This window comes from Lysobacter brunescens, assembly GCF_042677005.1.
GTDB lineage: Bacteria > Pseudomonadota > Gammaproteobacteria > Xanthomonadales > Xanthomonadaceae > Lysobacter_I > Lysobacter_I brunescens.
The window spans coordinates 144946-165023 of the sequence record NZ_JBHTIF010000002.1 but is presented as its reverse complement, the minus strand read 5'-3'; the positions used below and the strand labels follow the sequence as shown (position 1 = coordinate 165023).

The 20078-nt window shown below is 66.6% G+C and carries 16 protein-coding genes and 1 tRNA gene; all 17 read right to left on the bottom strand.

Features of this window, described 5'->3' with window-relative positions; genetic code table 11:
* Positions 1-61 precede the first annotated feature (61 nt).
* On the bottom strand, positions 62-2158 hold the full coding sequence (locus tag ACFQ0E_RS12870) for a TonB-dependent receptor family protein (protein WP_386824398.1): 2097 nt from the start codon (positions 2156-2158) through the stop codon (positions 62-64).
* 140 nt (positions 2159-2298) lie between these two features.
* Positions 2299-4407: a polyribonucleotide nucleotidyltransferase gene (pnp, locus tag ACFQ0E_RS12865; protein ID WP_386824769.1), complete on the bottom strand. Its 2109-nt coding sequence runs from the start codon at positions 4405-4407 to the stop codon at positions 2299-2301.
* 174 nt (positions 4408-4581) lie between these two features.
* Positions 4582-4842: a 30S ribosomal protein S15 gene (gene rpsO, locus ACFQ0E_RS12860; RefSeq protein ID WP_386824396.1), complete on the bottom strand. Its 261-nt coding sequence runs from the start codon at positions 4840-4842 to the stop codon at positions 4582-4584.
* 204 nt (positions 4843-5046) lie between these two features.
* Positions 5047-5676, bottom strand: coding sequence for a hypothetical protein (locus ACFQ0E_RS12855; protein WP_386824394.1), 630 nt, complete (start codon positions 5674-5676; stop codon positions 5047-5049).
* 10 nt (positions 5677-5686) lie between these two features.
* Complete coding sequence (gene truB / locus ACFQ0E_RS12850) at positions 5687-6637, bottom strand: tRNA pseudouridine(55) synthase TruB (protein WP_386824393.1); 951 nt, start codon at positions 6635-6637, stop codon at positions 5687-5689.
* 54 nt (positions 6638-6691) lie between these two features.
* Positions 6692-7069, bottom strand: a complete 378-nt coding sequence (gene rbfA / locus ACFQ0E_RS12845) for a 30S ribosome-binding factor RbfA (protein ID WP_386824391.1) — start codon at positions 7067-7069, stop codon at positions 6692-6694.
* Entirely contained in the window at positions 7069-9711 is a 2643-nt protein-coding gene (gene infB / locus ACFQ0E_RS12840; RefSeq protein WP_386824389.1) for a translation initiation factor IF-2, read from the bottom strand. The genes rbfA and infB overlap by 1 nt, the downstream gene beginning before the upstream one ends.
* Positions 9712-9820: 109 nt before the next feature.
* A complete protein-coding gene (gene nusA / locus ACFQ0E_RS12835; protein WP_386824387.1) occupies positions 9821-11332 on the bottom strand; it encodes a transcription termination factor NusA in 1512 nt (503 codons plus the stop codon).
* A 66-nt stretch (positions 11333-11398) separates the two neighbouring features.
* Positions 11399-11986, bottom strand: a complete 588-nt coding sequence (gene rimP, locus ACFQ0E_RS12830) for a ribosome maturation factor RimP (protein ID WP_386824385.1) — start codon at positions 11984-11986, stop codon at positions 11399-11401.
* A 243-nt stretch (positions 11987-12229) separates the two neighbouring features.
* Positions 12230-12306 (bottom strand) — tRNA-Met (locus ACFQ0E_RS12825).
* Between the two features lie 89 nt (positions 12307-12395).
* The gene (nuoN, locus tag ACFQ0E_RS12820) at positions 12396-13841 is read right to left on the bottom strand and encodes an NADH-quinone oxidoreductase subunit NuoN (protein WP_386824383.1); all 1446 of its coding nucleotides are present in this window, start codon (positions 13839-13841) and stop codon (positions 12396-12398) included.
* 9 nt (positions 13842-13850) lie between these two features.
* Positions 13851-15362, bottom strand: a complete 1512-nt coding sequence (locus tag ACFQ0E_RS12815; protein ID WP_386824381.1) for an NADH-quinone oxidoreductase subunit M — start codon at positions 15360-15362, stop codon at positions 13851-13853.
* A gap of 30 nt (positions 15363-15392) precedes the next feature.
* On the bottom strand, positions 15393-17531 hold the full coding sequence (gene nuoL / locus ACFQ0E_RS12810) for an NADH-quinone oxidoreductase subunit L (protein WP_386824767.1): 2139 nt from the start codon (positions 17529-17531) through the stop codon (positions 15393-15395).
* A 26-nt stretch (positions 17532-17557) separates the two neighbouring features.
* Positions 17558-17869 carry an NADH-quinone oxidoreductase subunit NuoK gene (gene nuoK, locus ACFQ0E_RS12805; RefSeq protein ID WP_386824380.1) on the bottom strand — a complete coding sequence of 104 codons (312 nt, stop codon included), beginning with the start codon at positions 17867-17869 and terminating at the stop codon, positions 17558-17560.
* Positions 17869-18507 (bottom strand): NADH-quinone oxidoreductase subunit J, encoded by a 639-nt coding sequence (locus tag ACFQ0E_RS12800; protein ID WP_386824378.1) that lies wholly within the window; start codon positions 18505-18507, stop codon positions 17869-17871. The genes nuoK and ACFQ0E_RS12800 overlap by 1 nt, the downstream gene beginning before the upstream one ends.
* Before the next feature lie 8 nt (positions 18508-18515).
* Positions 18516-19004 carry an NADH-quinone oxidoreductase subunit NuoI gene (gene nuoI / locus ACFQ0E_RS12795; protein ID WP_137851803.1) on the bottom strand — a complete coding sequence of 163 codons (489 nt, stop codon included), beginning with the start codon at positions 19002-19004 and terminating at the stop codon, positions 18516-18518.
* Positions 19004-20077, bottom strand: a complete 1074-nt coding sequence (nuoH, locus tag ACFQ0E_RS12790) for an NADH-quinone oxidoreductase subunit NuoH (RefSeq protein ID WP_386824765.1) — start codon at positions 20075-20077, stop codon at positions 19004-19006. Before nuoH ends, nuoI begins: the two co-directional genes overlap by 1 nt.
* Position 20078 lies beyond the last annotated feature (1 nt).

Below are 20078 nucleotides of genomic sequence, written 5' to 3'. Positions count from 1 at the left end.
GACGCTCGTCACCAGCGTTCGCGACTTGCGTCGCTCCCACGAAAGCAGGGCATCCGCGAGGTCACCGCCGCCAGCCGATCCCCACTGTCACACTGCGTCCCGCGCCCGGCTCGAAGAAGCGGCCGTTCGCTTCGTTGACGATCACCGAGCCGGCGTGGCGCCGGTCGAACAGGTTGTCGACGCGCAGGAACGCGCGCCAGCCATCGCCGAAGCGGCCACTCAATCGCCAGGCGAACCGCGCATGCCCCGGCGCGGCATCGGTGTTGCGATCATCGACGGCGATGCGACCGACCGCGCGCGCTTCCAGCGCCGTCGACCAGCGCGCATCGGGTGCGTGCCAGGCGAGTTCGGCGAACAGATCCGTGCGCGGAATGCCCGGCATGCGATTGCCTGCGGACACCGTGCGCGTCTCGTTCTGCACCACGAACGCGAAATCGTCCTCGAAACGCGCATCGACCCAGCTCGCGGCCAGTGTCGCGGTCCACCGTTCGCCGAACGGCAACCAGGCGCCGAGCTCGACGCCTTCGCGTCGGGTCGCGCCGGCATTCGCGAAACTCGCGCGTCCGCCGCGATTGAGCGCCGGCACGATCTCGTCCAGGGTGTCGATCCGATACGCCGCGACACTGAATTCGCCGCGTTCGCCGCGCCAGCGCCAGCCCGCCTCGACGCTGCGCGCGCGCGACGCATCGAGATCGCGATTGAGCCCCGCGCTGCCGTCAGCGCGATAGGCCAGTTCGTTGAGCGTCGGCGCCTCGCCCTGTTCACCGACATGCGCGTACAGCGTCCCGGGCACCGAATACGCCCATTCGATGCCCAGCGACCAGGCGAGGCGGTCATCGCTGCGCGCGCCGCTGTCGTCGCCGTTGGCGAGGAAACGGTCGCGGCTGTCGATGCGCTGGCGCGAGGCGCGCACGCCGCCGAGCAGATCGACGCCATGCGCGAGATCGAGCGATCCGACCACGGCGGCATCGAGGCTGTCGACGCGATTGCGCTCGTCGCGACGCAAACGCCCGCGCACACCGACCTGCGTGCCCACGAAGTTCTCGTAGCCGCGCCGCGCTTCGTCCAGGCGCGCGGCTTCGATCGCCAGTTCCAGCCGCCCGCGCGGGCCACGCAGGGCGTAGTGCCATTCGAGGCCATCCGACACGCGCGCCAGATCGATCACGCCACCTGCGCTGCCTGCGGCTGCCTGCGCCGTCGCCGGCAAGGCAAGGGACTGTTCGACGCGTCGGTCGCTGCGATACGCCGACAGGCCCGTCGTGCCGCGCGTTGCTCCATGCGCGGCCAGCGTGCGCATCCAGGTCGCGCCGAACTGCAGGTCGTCGACGGTCTTGCGCGTATCGAAACGCCGCGCGGCCGGATCGGTCCCTTCGGGATCGTCCGCGAACGCGGCGGCGGTGAGACCCAGCGGATCCTCCGACAAGGGCTGGTGCAGGCCGTTGAACACCACGCGCAGACGGTCGCGTTCGCCCCACTGCCATTCGCCCAGCGCGTTGGCGTGATGCCGGCGCGTGGCGCTTTGCGGGCGCAGGCCATCGGTCGCGAAGGTACCGGCCTGCGCACGCCAGCGGAAGCGCAGCTCGCGGCTGCGGCCGTCGACCTGCAGGTTCGCGCGGCGCGCGCCATCGTCGCCGGCCCAGAGATCGAGATCGACGGCGCCCTCGATCGGCGCCTCGCTCGATCCGAGGATCACGCCGCCGGGCGCGCTGCCGTGGCGCAAGGCCAGCGGCCCGCGCAGCACCTCGATGCGATCCAGCGACGACAGCGGAAAGCTCGCCGCCTGGCCCTGCCCGTCCGCACCGCTGGACGGGATGCCATCGACGATCAGCCGGACACCGCGGATGCCGAAGGTCGACCGCGCGCCGAAGCCGCGCGTCTGGATCTGCAGGTCCTGCGCGTAGTTGTTGCGATCCAGCGCGGTGAAGCCCGGCACGCGCTGCAGCGCTTCGGACAGGTTCACCTGGCGCTGCCCCTCGCGCAGGGTCGGCGCATCGATGCGCGCGATCGCGCCCGGCGGCGGCGGCTTGGGACGCGGACTGCCGACGACCTCGATGCGGTCGAGTTCCGTGGCGTCATCGGTGTCCTGGGCGTGCGCCTGCGCGAACGGCAGGCAGCAGGCACAGGCGAGAGACATGGCGAGCGGATGGAACGAAGTCATGCCCGGAATTCTGACACGCCACCACGGGCACGCCGGCCCAGCGGCCACAAAAGGAAAAGCAAGCAAACGCCCGCAGACACACCCAAAGAAAAAGCGGGCTTTCGCCCGCTTTTTCGTTCACGCATCGCTGTGGATCGCGATCACTCGGCCGACAGGCCTTCGCCTTCGTCGACGGCCTTCATCGACAGGCGGATGCGGCCCTGCTTGTCGACTTCGAGCACCTTGACCTTGACCAGGTCGCCTTCCTTGAGCTTGTCGCTGACCTTCTCGACGCGCTCGTTGGAGATCTGCGACACGTGGACCAGACCGTCCTTGCCCGGGAGGATCGTCACGAACGCACCGAAGTCCATGATCTTCGCGACCTTGCCTTCGTAGATGCGGCCCGGCTCGACGTCCGAGGTGATCTGCTCGATGCGCGCCTTCGCGGCCTGGGCAGCGGCGGCATTGACCGAGGCGATGACGATGGTGCCGTCGTCCTGGATGTCGATCTGCGTGCCGGTTTCCTTGGTGATGCCCTGGATCGTGGCGCCGCCCTTGCCGATCACTTCGCGGATCTTGTCCGGATGGATCTTCATGGTGAGCAGGCGCGGCGCGAACTCGGACAGCTCTTCGCGCGGCGCGGTGATGGCATTGGCCATCTCGCCGAGGATGTGCAGACGACCCTGCTTGGCCTGGGCCAGCGCGGTCTTCATGATTTCTTCGGTGATGCCCTGGATCTTGATGTCCATCTGCAGGGCGGAAATGCCCTTGTCGGTGCCGGCGACCTTGAAATCCATGTCGCCGAGGTGGTCTTCGTCACCGAGGATGTCGGACAGCACGACGAAGTCGTTGCCTTCCTTCACCAGGCCCATCGCGATGCCCGCGACCGGCGCCTTGATCGGCACGCCGGCATCCATCAGCGCCAGCGAGCTGCCGCAGACCGAGGCCATCGAGGACGAACCGTTCGACTCGGTGATTTCCGAGACGACGCGGATCGTGTACGGGAAGGCTTCCATCGTCGGCATGACGGCGAGCACGCCGCGCTTGGCAAGACGGCCGTGGCCGATTTCGCGGCGCTTCGGGCCCATCATGCGGCCGGCTTCACCGACCGAGTACGGCGGGAAGTTGTAGTGGAACAGGAAGTGTTCCTTGTACTCGCCGGCGACCGCGTCGATCACCTGGCCGTCGCGAGCGGTGCCCAGCGTGACGGCGACGATCGCCTGGGTTTCGCCGCGGGTGAACAGCGAGGAGCCGTGGACGCGCGGCAGCACCGAGATCTTCGAGGCGATCGGGCGGACGGTGTCCAGCGCGCGGCCGTCGATGCGGACCTTGGTGCTCAGCACCGAGTTGCGCATGGTCTGGTATTCGAGTTCGCCGAATTCCTTCGAGGCTTCGGCGGTGCTCCAGCCGTTGGCTTCGATCTGCGCGGCGAGGCCGGCCAGCACGTCCTTCTTCAGCGCCGAGATGGCGTCGCGACGCTCCAGCTTGTCGCGGATCTGGAAGGCAGCGCCGAGGCGGTCGCCCAGGGCGGCCTTCAGGGCGTCGATGAGGGCGGTGTTCTTGGCAGGCGCCTGCCAGTCCCACTTCGGCTTGCCGGCTTCGGCAACGAGTTCGTTGATCGTGTCGATCGCGATCTGCATCTGCTGGTGGCCGAAGACCACGGCGCCGAGCATCACGTCTTCGGACAGTTCCTTCGCTTCGGATTCCACCATCAGCACCGCCTGCTTGGTGCCGGCGACGACCAGTTCCAGGTCGCTGTCGAGCAGTTCGGTGGTGCTCGGGTTGAGGATGTACTGGCCGTTCTTGTAACCGACCTTCGCGGCGCCGATCGGGCCATCGAAGGGCGCGCCGGTCAGGGCGAGCGCGGCGGACGCACCGATCAGGGCCGGGATGTCGCCGTCGACTTCCGGATTCAGCGACATGACCGTCGCGATGATCTGGACTTCATTGCGGAACTCTTCCGGGAAGAGCGGGCGGATCGGACGGTCGATCAGGCGCGAGGTCAGCGTTTCCTTCTCGGTCGCACGGCCTTCGCGCTTGAAGAAGCCACCCGGGATGCGGCCACCGGCGTAGAACTTCTCCTGGTAATCGACGGTGAGCGGGAAGAAGTCCTGTCCTTCACGGGCGCTCTTGGCGGCGACCGCAGTCACCAGCACCACGGTGCCATCCACCGACACCATCACTGCGCCGCCGGCCTGGCGGGCGATTTCGCCGGTCTCGAGCACCACTTCATGCCGGCCGTACTGGAAACGCTTGGTCACTTTTGCCACGTTGGTCATTCCTCGATCTGAAACGATGAACCGGAAAGGGCCCCTGCCCCTTGCGGGCGGCCGCGACGGCGGCCTGAAAATCCGGCGGGCCAGGCCCGCGACAACCAGACGGCCGCAGCCGTCTCTTCCCCAAAAAAACCGCGGCGCATCTCTGCGCCGCGGTGGGTCTGTAGCTTAGCGGCGCAGACCGAGCTTCTCGATCAGGGCCTTGTAACGCTCCGCATCTTTGCGGTGCAGGTAGTCGAGCAGGCTGCGACGACGGTTGACCATCTTCAGCAGGCCGCGACGGCTGTGGTGGTCCTGCTTATGGGCCTTGAAGTGCTCGGTGAGCTGCACGATGCGCGCGGTGAGCAGGGCGACCTGGACTTCCGGCGAGCCGGTGTCGTTGGCGCTGCGCTTGTGCGCTTCGATGATGGGGCTGGATTCGATGGACATGAGTGATCTCTGGGACGCGGGAACCGCAGGAACGTGGCCGGTGTGGACCGGGCGAGACGCACCGCCGAAGCCGCCTGGATGAATGAAAAAAGGAAACTGCCCGGGCCATTGCGAAAGCGTCCCGGACAGCGGCGGAATTGTAGCCGCCGGGGGCGCCCCGGACAAGCCGGAGCCGCCCGATGGCGTGATCCGTCCGTCGCCGCGTCAGGGTGTCCCGGGCGGTGGCGGCGCGTCCTGGGCAGGCTGGCGGCCTGCTTCGGCCGTGGCCTGCAAGGTTTCGGCCAGGCCCTCGATCTCCCCGGTCAGGGCGAGACGCCAGCCCTGGGGGGTGCGCTGCAGGGTCACGGCCTCGACCTTCGAGACCACGATCTTGTCCATCCGCGCGGTATTGCGGGTCACGACGTGGACCAGGTCCCTGCCCTCGGCGACGTTGCCGAGGATGACCTGTTCATCCAGCGAGGCGCCGGCCAGCGACATCGTCCCGCGCATCAGCCTGGCGAACAGCTCGCGATCGGACAGGGCCCGAACCTCCTCGACCGACTGGGCCGGGGCGAACAGCAGCATCAGCATCATCGCGTCGCGGTTCTCCTGCCCCTTCGCATCCGCCGGCGCGGACGCCGCCACGAACAGCGGCTCCAGCATCGTCCGGAAACGGGCCAAGGCCGCAGGATCGAAGGCTTCGGCGGCGGCGTTCCAGTCGCCGGCGCGCATCCGCGCGTAGGCCTCGCGCAGCACCGCCTCGGGCGGCAGGTCCGGCGAAAGTTCGGCGGCGGGAGACAGGCCGGGTGCGATCGACGCGGCCAGGAAGAGCACGAGGGCGTGAATGCGACGCATATCGGTCAGGTCAGGGTTGGCGCTGGAAAACGCGTTGCGGATGCAGGCAGCCGGTGTCGTCGATCCCGGCCAGTCCGCGCGCGCGGCCGTCGGGGCCAAACACCGCGCACGGCCCCGGGGACTCCTGCGGTGCACCGGGATTGAGGCGGATGCGCTGCCCCTGCAGGAAGCGGGCCACGGCCTCGTCGGTCAGTTCGATGTGGCGATATCCGACCAGGCCGACCTCGATCGGCAGCAGGCAGGCATCGAGGCAGTGCGGATCGCGCTCGGCCATGGCCTGCAGCGAGTCGAGGGTCCACATGCGCGGATCGCGGAAGGGATCGACCCACAGGCGGCGCAGCTCGGCGACATGCGCGCCGCAACCCAGCGCTTCGCCGAGATCGCGCACGAGGCTGCGCACATAGGTGCCGGAGCCGCATTCGACATGCAGGCGCAGCTGCGGCGCATCGCCGTCGAGCAGGTCCTGTTCCGACAGCAGCTCGAAGGCGTGGACGTCGATCGGCCGCGATTCGAGTTCGATGACTTCGCCGCGACGCGCCTTCGCGTAGAGCGGCTCGCCGCCGCGCTTGAGCGCCGAGAAGATCGGCGGCACCTGCTGGATGCGCCCGGTGAGGCCGCGCAGCGCGGCATCGATCGTCGCGATGTCGTAGCGACCGACCGGGCGTTCGCGCAGCGGCTGGCCCTCGGCGTCGTCGGTATCGGTGACGATGCCCAGCCGCGCCACGGTGTCGTAGGCCTTGCGCGAACCGAGCAGGTTGCCGGCGATCTTCGTCGCCTCGCCGAAGCACACCGGCAGCAGGCCGGTGGCGAGCGGATCGAGGCTGCCGGTATGCCCGGCTTTTTCGGCGCGGAACAGGTGCCGCACGCGCTGCAGGGCCTGGTTGGAACTCAGGCCCTGTGGCTTGTCGAGCAGCAGGATGCCGTCGAGCTTGCGGAAGGTTTTCTTCGGGGCCTGGGCCATCGGGGGATTAAAGCACCGAGCCGGGCCGCGCGGAAGCGACAGCCCGGGCGACGGTCAGGCGTCGTCGTTCGAATCGCCGGGCGTGCCGGCGTCCAGGTCGCGCAGCAGCGTGTCGATGCGTTCCCCGCGATCGACCGAATCGTCGTACTGGAAGTGCAGTTCGGGCGTGTGCCGCAGCTTCACCGCGCGCGACAGTGCATGGCGGATTTCCGGCGCGAGTTCCTTCAGGCCCTTCAGCGCTTCCTTCGCGCGTTCGCCCTGCAGGGCTGTGAAGAAGACCTTGGCATGCGCCATGTCGCGGCTGACTTCGACATCGGACACGCTGACCGATGGCAGGCCGTGCTCGCGGACCATGGCATGGACGATCGTGCCCAGCTCCCTGCGGAGCTGGGCGGACACGCGATCGGTACGGTGGAACGATTTCTTCGGCATCAGAGCGTGCGCTGGACTTCGATGCGCTCGAAGCACTCGATCTGGTCGCCCGGCTTGACGTCGTTGTAGGCCTTGACGCCGATGCCGCACTCGGTGCCGTTGCGCACTTCGTCCACGTTCTCCTTGAAGCGGCGCAGCGATTCCAGCTCGCCTTCGAAGACGACCGTGTTGTCGCGCAGCACGCGGATCGGCTTGTTGCGCTTGACCACGCCCTCGATGACCATGCAGCCCGCGACCGCGCCGAACTTGGAGCTGCGGAACACGTCGCGGACCTCGGCGGTGCCGATGATCTCTTCGCGGACTTCCTTGCCGAGCAGACCCGACGCGACCTGCTTCACCTGGTCGATGACGTCGTAGATGATCGAGAAGTAGCGCAGGTCGAGGTTGTTGGACTCGATCACCTTGCGCGCCGACGCATCGGCACGGACATTGAACCCGATGATCGTCGCCTTCGCCGCGAGCGCGGAGTTGGCGTCGGACTCGGTGATGCCGCCCACACCGGACACGATGAGGTTGATGCGGATCTGGTCGTTGGACAGGCTGGTGAGCGCCTGGCGCAGCGCTTCGGCCGAGCCCTGCACGTCCGCCTTGACCACGAGATTGAGGCTGAGCTGGGTGCCGCCCGACCCCATCTGGGCCATGATGTCTTCCATGCGGTTGCCCGCCTGGGCGACCAGGCGCGACTCGCGGCGCTTGGTGTCGCGCTGCTGCGCGACGTCCTTGGCCAGTCGCTCGTCGGCAACCACCACGAAATCGTCGCCGGCATCGGGCACGCCCGACAGACCGAGCACCTGCACCGGGATCGAAGGACCAGCGCTCTGCACCTGCGTGCCGGTTTCGTCGAACAGCGCGCGCACGCGGCCGTACTGCACGCCGCAGACCAGGTAGTCGCCCTTCTGCAGCAGGCCTTCCTGGACCAGCACCGTCGCGACCGGGCCACGGCCCTTGTCGAGCGAGGATTCGATCACGGTGCCGGTGGCGCGGCCGGTGGCCACGGCCTTCAGTTCGAGGACTTCGGACTGCAGCAGCACCGCGTCCAGCAGTTCGTCGATGCCCGTCCCGGCCTTGGCCGAAACGTGGATGCACTGCACGTCGCCACCGAAGTCTTCGGCGACTACGCCGTGCGTCAGCAATTCGTTCTTGACGCGCAGCGGATCGGCGGACGACTTGTCGATCTTGTTGACCGCGACCACCAGCGGCACGTTGGCCGCCTTGGCGTGCTGGATCGCTTCGATCGTCTGAGGCATGACGCCGTCGTCGGCGGCGACCACGAGGATCACGATGTCGGTCAGCTTAGCGCCGCGGGCGCGCATCGCGGTGAACGCGGCGTGGCCCGGGGTGTCGAGGAAGCTGATGACGCCCTTCGGCGTTTCGACGTGGTAGGCGCCGATGTGCTGGGTGATCCCGCCGGCTTCGCCGGAGGCGACTTTGGTGCGGCGGATGTAGTCCAGCAGCGAGGTCTTGCCGTGGTCGACGTGGCCCATGATGGTGACCACCGGCGGACGCTGCGACTTGTCGCCGATGGCCTGGTCTTCCAGGTGGGCCAGCAGTTCGCTTTCGGCGTCGTTGCTGTTGGCGCGCAGCGCCTTGTGGCCGAGTTCCTCGGTCACCAGCACGGCGGTGTCATGATCGATGGTCTGGGTGATGGTGGCCATCACGCCCATCTTGAACAACGCCTTGACCACGTCGCCGCCCTTGAGCGCGAGCTTCTGGGCGAGATCGGACACGGTGATGGCATCGCCAATGGCGATTTCTCGCACGACTTTCTCCGTTGGGCGCATGAATCCATGCTGGCCGCCGCCGCTGCGGCTCTGTTCCGGCTGGCGCCGGGTCTGGCGACCGCCTTTCGGACGCGAGCTGGAACGACGCTCGCGCTCGGATGCGGACAGGTGCAGCTGGCCCGCGAAACGCGCGGTGGCGTCGTCGTCCTCGACATCCGAGACCATCGCGTGCGAGCCGCGGTTGGGCTTGGCCTTGTGCGCATTGCGATCGTCGACGCGGGCCGGCTCCGGGCGTGCCGGCTTCGGATGGCCGTGGCCATGCGTAGCGGCGGGCTTGGGACGCGGCGCAGCGGCTGCTTCGCGCGCGGCGGGCTGGGCCGGCGAGGAGACGGGCGGAGCATCGACCGCTGCTGCAGCTTCCGCCTCGGCGCGCGCACGGGCAGCGACTTCCTCGGCTTCGCGCCTGCGCGCGGCGGCCTCGTCGGCGCGGCGGCGATCTTCGTCCGCCAGGCGCTGCTGCTCTTCGAGGTTGCGCTGGCGCGACTCTTCGAGCTTGCGCAGGATCTCGGCGCGCTCGTCGTCGTCGCCTGCGCCACCGCCGTCCTGCGGCTTGACCAGGGTGACCTTCTTGCGCACGACCACGTCGACCGTGGTCTTGTGCTTGCCGCCGCCGACAGTGATTTCCTGCTTGCGGTTGCGGTTGAGGGTGATCTTCTTCGGTGCGACCGCCTCTTCCGTCGCGACATCGGCCTTGCCGTGCGAACGCTTCAGGAACCCGAGCAGCTTCAGCTTCTCGGCGCTGGTGACGGTCTGGTCGGGACCGCTGAAGGTCATGCCGGCCTCGGCCAGCTGCTCCAGCAGTTTCTCGACCGGCGTGTTCACCAGTTCGGCCAGCTTGCGGATGGTGGTTTGCTGCGACATTCGGTATCCGTATCCTGAGTAGCGGGCCGGAGTTTCGGCCGGTCCCGCTCGGAAAATAGTGCGTGATTTCGTCGGAGTGCCCTGGGCGGGATTCTAATCCCGGCCGGGCTCAGCTTTCGCGTTCCAGTCGGGCGATTTCCTCGGCGCGGGCGGCCAGGATCAGCGCGGCGGCGCGCGCCTCGTCCAGACCCTCGATGCCGAATTCGGCGACCTCGTCAGCAGCCAGCTCGCCCAGGGCCTCCACGGTCTGGATGCCGTTGGCGGCCAGCGCGTAGGCGGTCTCGTTGTCCATGCCGTCCAGGTCCAGCAGGTCGGCGGACGGCTGGTGTTCCTCCAGTTCCTCCTCGACCGCCAGCGCCTCGTTCAGCAGGGCATCGCGGGCGCGGGAGCGGAGTTCCTCGACGATGTCCTCGTCGAAGCCTTCCACCGCCAGCAACTCGCCGACCGGGACGTAGGCGATTTCCTCGACCGTGCTGAAGCCTTCCGAGACCAGGATGCCGGCGATTTCCTCGTCGACTTCCAGCTTGTCCATAAACAGGCGGCGGGCGGCGGCCTGTTCGGCCTCGCTCTTGGCCTGGACCTGGTCGGCGGTCATCACGTTCAGCTGCCAACCGGTCAGGCGGCTGGCGAGACGGACGTTCTGGCCGCCCTTGCCGATCGCCTGCGCCAGGCGCTCTTCGGCGACGGCGAGGTCCATCGAATGCTTGTCTTCGTCGACGATGATCGACTGCACTTCGGCCGGCGCCATCGCGTTGATGACGAACTGGGCCGGGTTGTCGGACCAGAGCACGATGTCGACGCGCTCGCCGTTCAGCTCGTTCGACACCGCCTGGACGCGCGAGCCGCGCATGCCGATGCAGGCGCCGATCGGGTCGGTGCGGTTGTCGTAGGCGACGACGGCGATCTTGGCGCGGTCGCCCGGGTCGCGGGCGCAGGCCTTGATCTCGACCAGACCCTGACCGACTTCCGGCACTTCGAGCTTGAACAGCTCCATCATGAATTCCGGCGCGGCGCGGCTGATGAACAGCTGCGGGCCGCGGGGTTCGCTGCGCACGTCGAACAGGTAGCCGCGGACGCGGTCGCCGGCGCGGACCACGTCGCGCGGGATCGCCTTGTCCTTCGGGATGAAGGCTTCGGCATTGCCGCCGAGGTCGACGTAGACGTTGCCGCGCTCCACGCGCTTGACCACGCCGGTCACCAGTTCGCCGACACGATGCTTCCAGGCATCGACCACCTGGTTGCGCTCGGCCTCGCGCACGCGCTGCACGATGACCTGCTTGGCGGCCTGCGCGGCGATGCGGCCGAATTCGGGATTCTCGATCTGCTCTTCGATGTAGTCGCCGACCTCGACGCCCTCGACTTCGTCGACGGCATCCATCAGGCGGACCTGACGATCCGGCGATTCCATGACGACGTCGTCTGCGACGACTTCCCAGCGACGGAAGGTCTCGTAGCTGCCGTCCTTCGGATTGATCGAGACGCGGGTCAGCACGTCCTGATCGAGGTAACGCTTCTTCGCGGCCGTCGCCAGCGCGGCTTCGAGCGCCTCGATGATGACCGACTCGGGCACGCCCTTTTCGTTGGCGACCGCGTCGACGACAAGCAGGAGTTCCTTACTCATGGTGTTGCGCCTCTGAAACTTTCTGAGTTCTTGTGTGCGTGTGGCCGGCGCGGACGCCGGCCGATGTCATTTGCCGTCCGGCGCCTTGGCCTTGCGGCCACCGCCAGCGGGCTTCTTTCCGGGTTTGACGGGCGCCATGCCCAGCGCGACCCAGTCGGGGACCAGGCGCGCCTTCTCGATGTTGCCGATATCGACCGAGACACGCTGCGGCTCGGGCTTGGCATCGATCTCGAAATCGATGCGGTCGCCCTCCACTGCCGTGATGCGACCCTGGAAGCGGCGACGCCCGTCCAGCGGCAGCTGCAGCACGACCTTGGCTTCTTCGCCGAGGAAGCGCACGAACTGCGCGGCGGTGAACAGGGGGCGATCGACGCCAGGCGAGGACACTTCGAGCGTGTAGTGGCCGCTGATCGGGTCTTCGACGTCGAGCTGGGCGGAGACTTCGCGGCTCACCGTTTCGCAGTCCTCGATGCCGACCATGCGCGGCGCGCCGCCTTCGACGACCTCACTCTGGGAGTCGACCGGAATATCGATGTAGAGGCGCAGCACGGCGCCACCGGGCGATGGCAGGTATTCCACGCCCAGCAGCTCGAGGCCGAGCGACTGGATGGTGGGCGACAGCAGGTTGGCAATGTCGGTGGCTTTGTCGGCCATGAACTTCCCGCGGTGAGCGACGACGGAGACTGCGAAGGGTGAAACGATTGGCGTGCTGCAAATACTGCAAGCGGACTGCGGCCACGAAAAACGGCAACGAAAAAGGGGCCGCAGGGGCCCCTTGTCCGATACCGCTGGATGTCGGCGTCGAAGCGGAAGCAATCGCTTCGACAAAGCCCCGTTTCCTTGATCCGCAAGGTTTCGAAGTTGCCTTCGGACCTTGTGCGCGGATCAGGATGAACGTGGTAGCGGGGGCAGGATTTGAACCTGCGACCTTCGGGTTATGAGCCCGACGAGCTGCCAGACTGCTCCACCCCGCAGCAGAAGCGGAATTATGACGACATGCGTCGAAACTTGCAAGAGCGAATGAGGCGATTTCCGCAAATCAGCCTCATTTCCAAACAATGCATCAGGCGAACGCGTCCTGGCACCACGCCATGATCGGGTTCCAGGCCAGACCCAGCACCAGCAGGGCCAGGGCGTTCACCGCGAACACCAGGCGCAGAGTCGCGTCGTCGCGCTGCGCCATGGGCTCGCGGCCGTCGCTCGACTCGGGCTCATCGAAATACATCGCACGGATCACGCGCAGGTAGTAGAACGCGCCGATCACCGCGAACACGATGCCGACGATGGTGAGCCAGACCAGCTCGCCTTCCCAGGCCGCGCGCAGCACGGCCAGCTTGGCCCAGAAGCCGAGGAACGGCGGCACGCCGGCCAGGGAAGCCATCACGCAGAGCACGAGACCGGCGGTCCACGGGCTGCGGGCGTTCAGGCCCTTGTAGTCGTCGATGCGGTCGGCTTCGAAGCCGCGACGCGACAGCACGACGATCGCGCCGAACGCCGCAGCGGACATGATCGCGTAGCTGATGGCATAGAACATCGAGGCGGCATAGCCGACCGCGCCGCCACCGGCGAGGCCGAGCAGCAGGAAGCCGACATGCGAGACCGTCGAATAGGCCAGCATGCGCTTGAGATTGGTCTGCGCCAGCGCGATGAGATTGCCGAGCACCAGAGACAGCGCGGCGAGGCCCGACACCAGCATGCGCCACTGCTCATCGAGCGGGCCGAGGCCGGCTTCGAGCAGGCGGAAAGCCATGGCGAAAGCGGCGAGCTTGGGCGCGGCGCCGATGAACAGGGTGATCGGCGTCGGCGCACCGTGGTACACGTCCGGCAGCCACATGTGGAACGGCGCGGCGCCGAACTTGAACGCGATGCCTGCGACGATGAAGACCATGCCGGTCAGCAGCAGCGAAGTCGATCCGGCAGCGCCGTTGATCGCGGCCAGATCCAGGCTGCCGGTGGCGCCGTAGACCAGCGACATCCCGTACAGCAGGAGGCCGGACGCCAGCGAGCCCAGCACGAAGTACTTCATCGCGGCTTCGGACGACGTCGGATTGTCGCGGTCGACCGCCACCAGCGCGTAGGAGCACAGCGCCAGCATTTCCAGGCCGAGATAGACCACCAGCAGGTTGCCCGCCGAGATCAGCAGCATCATGCCGGCGACCGCGAACAGCATCAGCACCGAGACTTCGCCCTTGTACAGGCCGCGTTCGCGCAGGAACGGCCAGCTGTAGACCAGGGCGAGCGCGCTGACCACGCACACGACCATCTTCAGCACGTCGGCCATGGTGTCGCGGACGAACATGCCGTTCATCACGGTGCCCTGCCCGCCCACATCGAAGACGAGCATGCCGGCGACACCGATCAGAGTGGCGACGGCGAGCGCGTGCACGACGACACGCTGGCGCTCGGAGATGAACAGGTCGAGCATCAGCAGCGCGAAGGCGGCACCGACCACCACCAGCTCGGGCAGCAGCGGCAACAGGTCGGCAGCGGTGACGTTGGTATCGAGCATGTCGCGGCCTCAGAGCTTGCTGATCGCCAGCTGGCTGGCGAGTTGGGCGATGGAGGGTTCCATCAGGTCGGTGAGCGGCTTCGGGTTGATGCCGAAATAGAGCACGCCGGCCGCGAACGCGGACAGGACGAGCCACTCGCGCGGATTGATGTCCTCGAGCTCGGCGACATGGGCATTGCCGATGTCGCCGAACACGATGCGCTTGACCAGCCACAGGGTGTACGCAGCGCCGACGATCAGGGTGATGGCGGCGGTGAAGGCCAGCAGCGGGTGCGCCTGGAAGCTGGCGAGGATGACCATGAACTCGCCGACGAAGCCGGACGTGCCCGGCAGGCCGGAGTTGGCCATGCCGAACAGGACGAAGAACGCCGCGAACCACGGCATCACATTGGCGACGCCGCCATAGTCCTTGATCATGCGGCTGTGCATGCGGTCGTAGAGCACGCCGACGCAGGAGAACATCGCGCCGGAAATGAAGCCGTGCGAGACCATCTGCACCATCGCGCCCTGCAGACCGAGGCGGGCCGCATCGGTGTTGCCCTGGTCGCGGATCAGCATGAAGGCGATGAACGTGCCCAGGGTGACGAAGCCCATGTGCGAGATCGACGAATACGCGATCAGCTTTTTCATGTCTTCCTGGACCAGCGCGACCAGACCGACATAGACCACGGCGATCAGGCTCAGCGCAATGACCAGCCAGGCGTATTCATGACTCGCGTCAGGCACGACCGGCAGGTTGAAGCGCAGGAAACCGTAGCCACCGATCTTCAGCATGATCGCCGCCAGCACCACGGAGCCACCGGTGGGCGCCTCGACGTGGGCGTCGGGCAGCCAGGTGTGCACCGGGAACATCGGCACCTTGACCGCGAATGCGATAAGGAAGGCGAAGAACAGCCACATCTGCTCCTGCGCGTTCAGACTGGCCGCGTACCAGTCGGGCAGCTGCCAGCTGCCGGTCTTGAGGTACAGGTAGATCAACCCGACCAGCATGAACACCGAGCCGAGGAAGGTGTACAGGAAGAACTTCACCGACGCGTACACGCGACGCGGGCCGCCCCATACGCCGATGATGATGAACATCGGGATGAGCATGCCCTCGAAGAACACGTAGAACAGCATCGCGTCGACGGCGGCGAACACGCCGACCATCAGGCCTTCGAGGAACAGGAAGGCGGCGACGTACTGGTTCACGCGCTTGTCGATCGAACCCCAGGCGCCCAGCAACACCAGCACCGTGGTGAAGGTGGTGAGCACGATCAGCGCGACCGAGATGCCGTCGGCGCCGAGGTGGTACTGGATGTCGTAGGCGGGGATCCACTCGCGGTGTTCGACGAACTGCAGCGCCGAGGTCGCGTAGTCGAAACCGGTGAGCAGCGGGATGCTGAGCGCGAAGGTCGCCAGCGCGACCGTCAGCGCCAGCCAGCGCGCGGTCTGCGCACGCTGGTTGCCGAGCGCGAGCGCCAAGGCGCCGCCGACGATGGGCAGCCAGACCAGGATGCTGAGAAGAGGCCAGTGTTGCATCGCGATTCGGTATCCGTCGGTTGCGTGTCGTTAGCGCCAGAACTTGATCAGGACGGCCAGGAAGGCGATCAGGCCGAGGATCATCGCGAAGGCGTAGTGGTAGAGATAGCCGGACTGGGTCTTGCGCAGCAGGCCCGCGAACAGGTCGACGATGCGCGCGCTGCCGTTGACGATGACGCCATCGATCACGACCTCGTCATGCTTGCGCGCGACCTTGCCGGCGAGCACGCCGCCACCGGCGAAGCCGCCGATCCACAGGTCGTCCATGCCGTACTTGTTGTTGAGGATGCGCGCGGCCAGCTTGAACGGCGGGAACGCGGCGAACTTCGCGGGCAGTTCCGGCTTGAACAGGTACATCAGCGTCGCCAGCGCGAAGCCGCCGAAGGCCAGCCAGAACGCCGGCGCCATGAAACCGTGCAGGGCGAACTTCACCCAGCCGTGCCACAACTCGGCCTTGATCGTCGCCATCACGTCGTTGGCGGCGGACACCTCGATGGCACCGAGGAAGAACGGCAGCTGCGCGTGGTGGCCGGACATGTCGGTGCCGAACAGCATCGGGCCGACGGTGAACAGGCCGACGAAGATCGACGGGATCGCCAGCAGGATCAGCGGCAGGGTCACTACCCAGGGCGACTCGTGCGGCACGTGCGGGCCATGGCCGTGACCGTGGTCGTCGTGCGCATGATCGTCGTGCACGTCGTGACCATGTGCGTCGTGATGCGCATGATCGTCATGCGCATCGTGTCCGTGCGCGTCATGGCCATGCGCATCAGCGTGGCGGAAGCGCTCCTCGCCGAAGAACGTGAGGTACAGCAGGCGGAAGCTGTAGAACGAGGTCACGAAGGCGCCGAGCAGCACCGCCCAGTAGCCGTAGGTCGCGACCCAGCCGCCACCTTCCGCGTTGAACTTGGCGGCCTCGATGATGGTGTCCTTCGAGTAGAAGCCGCTGAGGAACGGCGTGCCGACCAGGGCCAGCGTGCCGATCAGGCTGGTCCAGAAGGTGATCGGCATGTACTTGCGCAGGCCGCCCATCTTGCGCATGTCCTGCTCGTGATGCATGCCGATGATGACCGAGCCGGCGGCGAGGAACAGCAGCGCCTTGAAGAAGGCGTGGGTCATCAGGTGGTAGACGGCGGCCGAGTAAGCCGACACGCCCAGCGCGACGGTCATGTAGCCGAGCTGCGACAGCGTCGAATAGGCGACGACGCGCTTGATGTCGTTCTGGACGATGCCGATCAGGCCGGTGAAGAAGGCCGTGGTCGCACCGATGAACAGCACGAACTGCAGCGCGGTCTCCGACAGCTCGAACAGCGGGGACATGCGCGCGACCATGAAGATGCCGGCGGTCACCATCGTCGCGGCGTGGATCAGCGCCGAGATCGGCGTCGGGCCTTCCATCGAGTCCGGCAGCCAGACGTGCAGCGGCACCTGCGCGGACTTGCCCATCGCACCGATGAACAGGCAGATGCAGATCACGGTGGCGACATCCCACTCGCGGCCGGCGAAGATCTCGATGCCCACGCCCGGCAGGGTGCTGGAGGCGTTGGCGAACACCGTGGCGTAGTCCAGGGTGTCGAAGTACATCAGCACGCCGGCGATGCCGAGCAGGAAGCCGAAGTCGCCGACGCGGTTGACCAGGAAAGCCTTGAGGTTGGCGAAGATCGCGCTCGGGCGCTTGAACCAGAAGCCGATCAGCAGGTAGGACACCAGGCCCACCGCTTCCCAGCCGAAGAACAGCTGCAGGAAGTTGTTGCTCATCACCAGCATCAGCATCGAGAAGGTGAAGAGGCTGATGTAGCTGAAGAACCGCTGGTAGCCCGGGTCCTCGTGCATGTAGCCGATGGTGTAGATGTGCACCAGCAGCGACACGAAGGTGACGACCACCATCATCATCGCGGTCAGCTTGTCGACCATGAAGCCGACGTGGGCCTCGTAGCCGCCGACCTGGAAGAAGGTGTAGAGGTTTTCGTTGAACGGCGCGGCACCCTGCCCGACCAGCTGCCACAGCGTGTACACGGACAGCGCGCAGCTGATCGCCACGCCGAGGATGGTGGCGGTATGCGCGCCGGCACGACCGATGCGGCGGCCGAACAGGCCGGCGAGGATCGCGCCGAACAGCGGCGCAAGCACGACCGCGACCAGGACGGACTTGGAAAGTGCGACTTCCACAGCAGAATGTTCCATGCCGATGCCCGTCAGCCCTTGAGTGTGTCGATTTCGGCGACGTTGATCGTGCGCCGGTTGCGGAACAGCGTGACCAGGATGGCCAGGCCGATGGCGGCCTCGGCCGCAGCCACGGTCAGGATGAAGAACACGAAGATCTGGCCGCCGGCATCGCCGAGATGGCGCGAGAAGGCGACGAAGTTGATGTTGACGCTGAGCAGCATCAGCTCGATCGACATCAGCAGGATGATGACGTTCTTCCGGTTGAGGAAGATGCCGGCCAGGCTGATGCAGAACAGCGCGGCGCCGAACGCCAGGAAATGCCCGAGGGCAAGCGGACCCATCACGACTTCACCTCCTCGGTGGCTTCGCCGGCGCCGGCGGGCTTCTCGGCAGGCATGCTGACCAGGCGGATGCGATCCTGGGCGCGCACGCGGGCCTGTTCGCCAGGGTTCTGCGTCTTCACGCCGGTGCGGCGACGCAGGGTCAGCATCACGGCCGCGATGACCGCGACGGTCAGGATCACGGCCGCGAACTCGAACGGCAGCAGGTATTCGGTGAACAGCGCCTGGGCGAGCCACTTGGTGTTCGACAGGCCCGCCGCTGCGGCAGGATCCTCGCCGAAGGCATTGGCGAGCTCGGACTTCGCGCCGATCAGCGTCAGCATCTCGACCAGCATGACCACGGCAACGACGAGTCCGACCGGCAGGTAGCGGACGAAGCCTTCGCGCGTGGCCGTGGTGTCGATGTCGAGCATCATCACCACGAACAGGAACAGCACCATCACCGCGCCCACGTAGACGAGGATCAGGGCGACGCCGAGGAATTCGGCACCGGCGAGGATCCAGGTGCAGGCGACGGTGAAGAAGGTCAGGACCAAGCACAGCGCGGCGTGGACCGGATTGCGGACGGTGATCACCGCGCCGGCGGAGACGACGGCGATGGCGGCGAAGACCAGGAAAGCGAGAGTGGCGAATTCCACGGCGGTCCTCAACGGTAGGGGGCGTCGGCGGCGCGACGTTCGGCGATTTCCTTCTCGAGGCGGTCGCCGATCGCCAGCAGCTTGGGCTTGGTCACGATGTTCTCGCCGCGCTGCTCGAAGTGGTATTCGTGGATGTGGGTTTCCACGATCGAATCGACCGGACACGACTCTTCGCAGAAGCCGCAGAAGATGCACTTGAACAGGTCGATGTCGTAGCGCGTGGTACGGCGGGTGCCGTCGGCGCGCTGCTCGGAATCGATGGTGATCGCCAGCGCCGGGCACACGGCCTCGCACAGCTTGCAGGCGATGCAGCGCTCTTCACCGTTCGGATAGCGGCGCAGCGCATGCAGGCCTCGGAAGCGCGGCGACTGCGGCGTCTTTTCCATCGGGTACATCAGCGTGTACTTCGGACGGAACAGATACTTGAACGTCAGCGCCATGCCCTGGAACAGCTCCAGCAGCAGCAGGCTCTTGAAGTAGGAAACGACTCGGGACATCACTGGCCTGCCTCGAAGACTTTGTAGAACACCAGCAGCGACGTGACGGCGATCCAGGCGATCGTCAGCGGAATGAACACCTTCCAGCCGAGGCGCATGATCTGGTCGTAGCGATAGCGCGGGAACGAGGCGCGGAACCAGATGAAGAGGCTGGCGAAGACGAACACCTTCAGCAGCAGCCACGGCCAGCCGCCCTTCCAGATCCAGTCGACCCACGGCGAGACGTCGGCGGTGATCCAGCCCTGCAGCGGGCTGAGCCAACCGCCGAGGAAGAAGATCGCGGTCAGGAAACTGACCAGGATCATGTTCGCGTACTCGGCGAGGAAGAACAGCGAGAACTGCGAGCCGGAGTATTCGACCATGTGGCCGGCGACGATTTCAGATTCGCCTTCGACCACGTCGAACGGCGCGCGGTTGGTCTCGGCCACGCCGGAGATGAAGTAGACGCCGAACAGCGGGAGCAGCGGCAGCCAGAACCACTCGAAGAACCCGGCGTTGCCGGACTGCGCGACGACGATGTCGGTGAGGTTGAGGCTGCCGGCGGCCATCAGCACGCCGACCAGGGCGAAGCCCATCGCGATTTCGTAGGACACCACCTGCGCGGCGGAACGCATCGCGCCGAGGAAGGCGTACTTCGAATTCGAGGCCCAGCCGGCGAGGATCACTCCGTACACGCCAAGCGAGGTCATCGCCAGCAGGTAGAGCAGGCCGGCATTGGCGTTCGAGAGCACGAGCTTCGCATCGAACGGCACCACCGCCCACGCAGCGAAGGCCGGAACGAGCGCGATCAGCGGCGCGAGGATGAACAGCGGCTTGTTGGCGTTGGCCGGCTGCAGCACTTCCTTGAACAGCAGCTTGAACACGTCCGCGAAGGCCTGGAGGATGCCCCAGCCGACGTACATCGGCCCGTGGCGCACATGCATCCAGCCGATCAGCTTGCGCTCCCACACGACGTAGAAGGCGACGCTGGTGATCACCGGCACGGCGATCGCGAGGATCTTCAGGATGATCCAGGCCAGCGCGCCTGCGGTGCCGTAGGCCAGCAGCCAGTCGCGGAACCCGTCGAGCAACATC

Coding starts and splice junctions, on each gene's coding strand:
- ACFQ0E_RS12870 (WP_386824398.1), bottom strand. CDS start 2,158: ATGACTTCGTTCCATCCGCTCGCCATGTCTCTCGCCTGTGCCTGCTGC.
- rpsO (WP_386824396.1), bottom strand. CDS start 4,842: ATGTCCATCGAATCCAGCCCCATCATCGAAGCGCACAAGCGCAGCGCC.
- ACFQ0E_RS12855 (WP_386824394.1), bottom strand. CDS start 5,676: ATGCGTCGCATTCACGCCCTCGTGCTCTTCCTGGCCGCGTCGATCGCA.
- truB (WP_386824393.1), bottom strand. CDS start 6,637: ATGGCCCAGGCCCCGAAGAAAACCTTCCGCAAGCTCGACGGCATCCTG.
- rbfA (WP_386824391.1), bottom strand. CDS start 7,069: ATGCCGAAGAAATCGTTCCACCGTACCGATCGCGTGTCCGCCCAGCTC.
- infB (WP_386824389.1), bottom strand. CDS start 9,711: ATGTCGCAGCAAACCACCATCCGCAAGCTGGCCGAACTGGTGAACACG.
- nusA (WP_386824387.1), bottom strand. CDS start 11,332: ATGAGTAAGGAACTCCTGCTTGTCGTCGACGCGGTCGCCAACGAAAAG.
- rimP (WP_386824385.1), bottom strand. CDS start 11,986: ATGGCCGACAAAGCCACCGACATTGCCAACCTGCTGTCGCCCACCATC.
- nuoN (WP_386824383.1), bottom strand. CDS start 13,841: ATGCTCGATACCAACGTCACCGCTGCCGACCTGTTGCCGCTGCTGCCC.
- ACFQ0E_RS12815 (WP_386824381.1), bottom strand. CDS start 15,362: ATGCAACACTGGCCTCTTCTCAGCATCCTGGTCTGGCTGCCCATCGTC.
- nuoK (WP_386824380.1), bottom strand. CDS start 17,869: ATGGGTCCGCTTGCCCTCGGGCATTTCCTGGCGTTCGGCGCCGCGCTG.
- nuoI (WP_137851803.1), bottom strand. CDS start 19,004: ATGTCCCGAGTCGTTTCCTACTTCAAGAGCCTGCTGCTGCTGGAGCTG.
- nuoH (WP_386824765.1), bottom strand. CDS start 20,077: ATGTTGCTCGACGGGTTCCGCGACTGGCTGCTGGCCTACGGCACCGCA.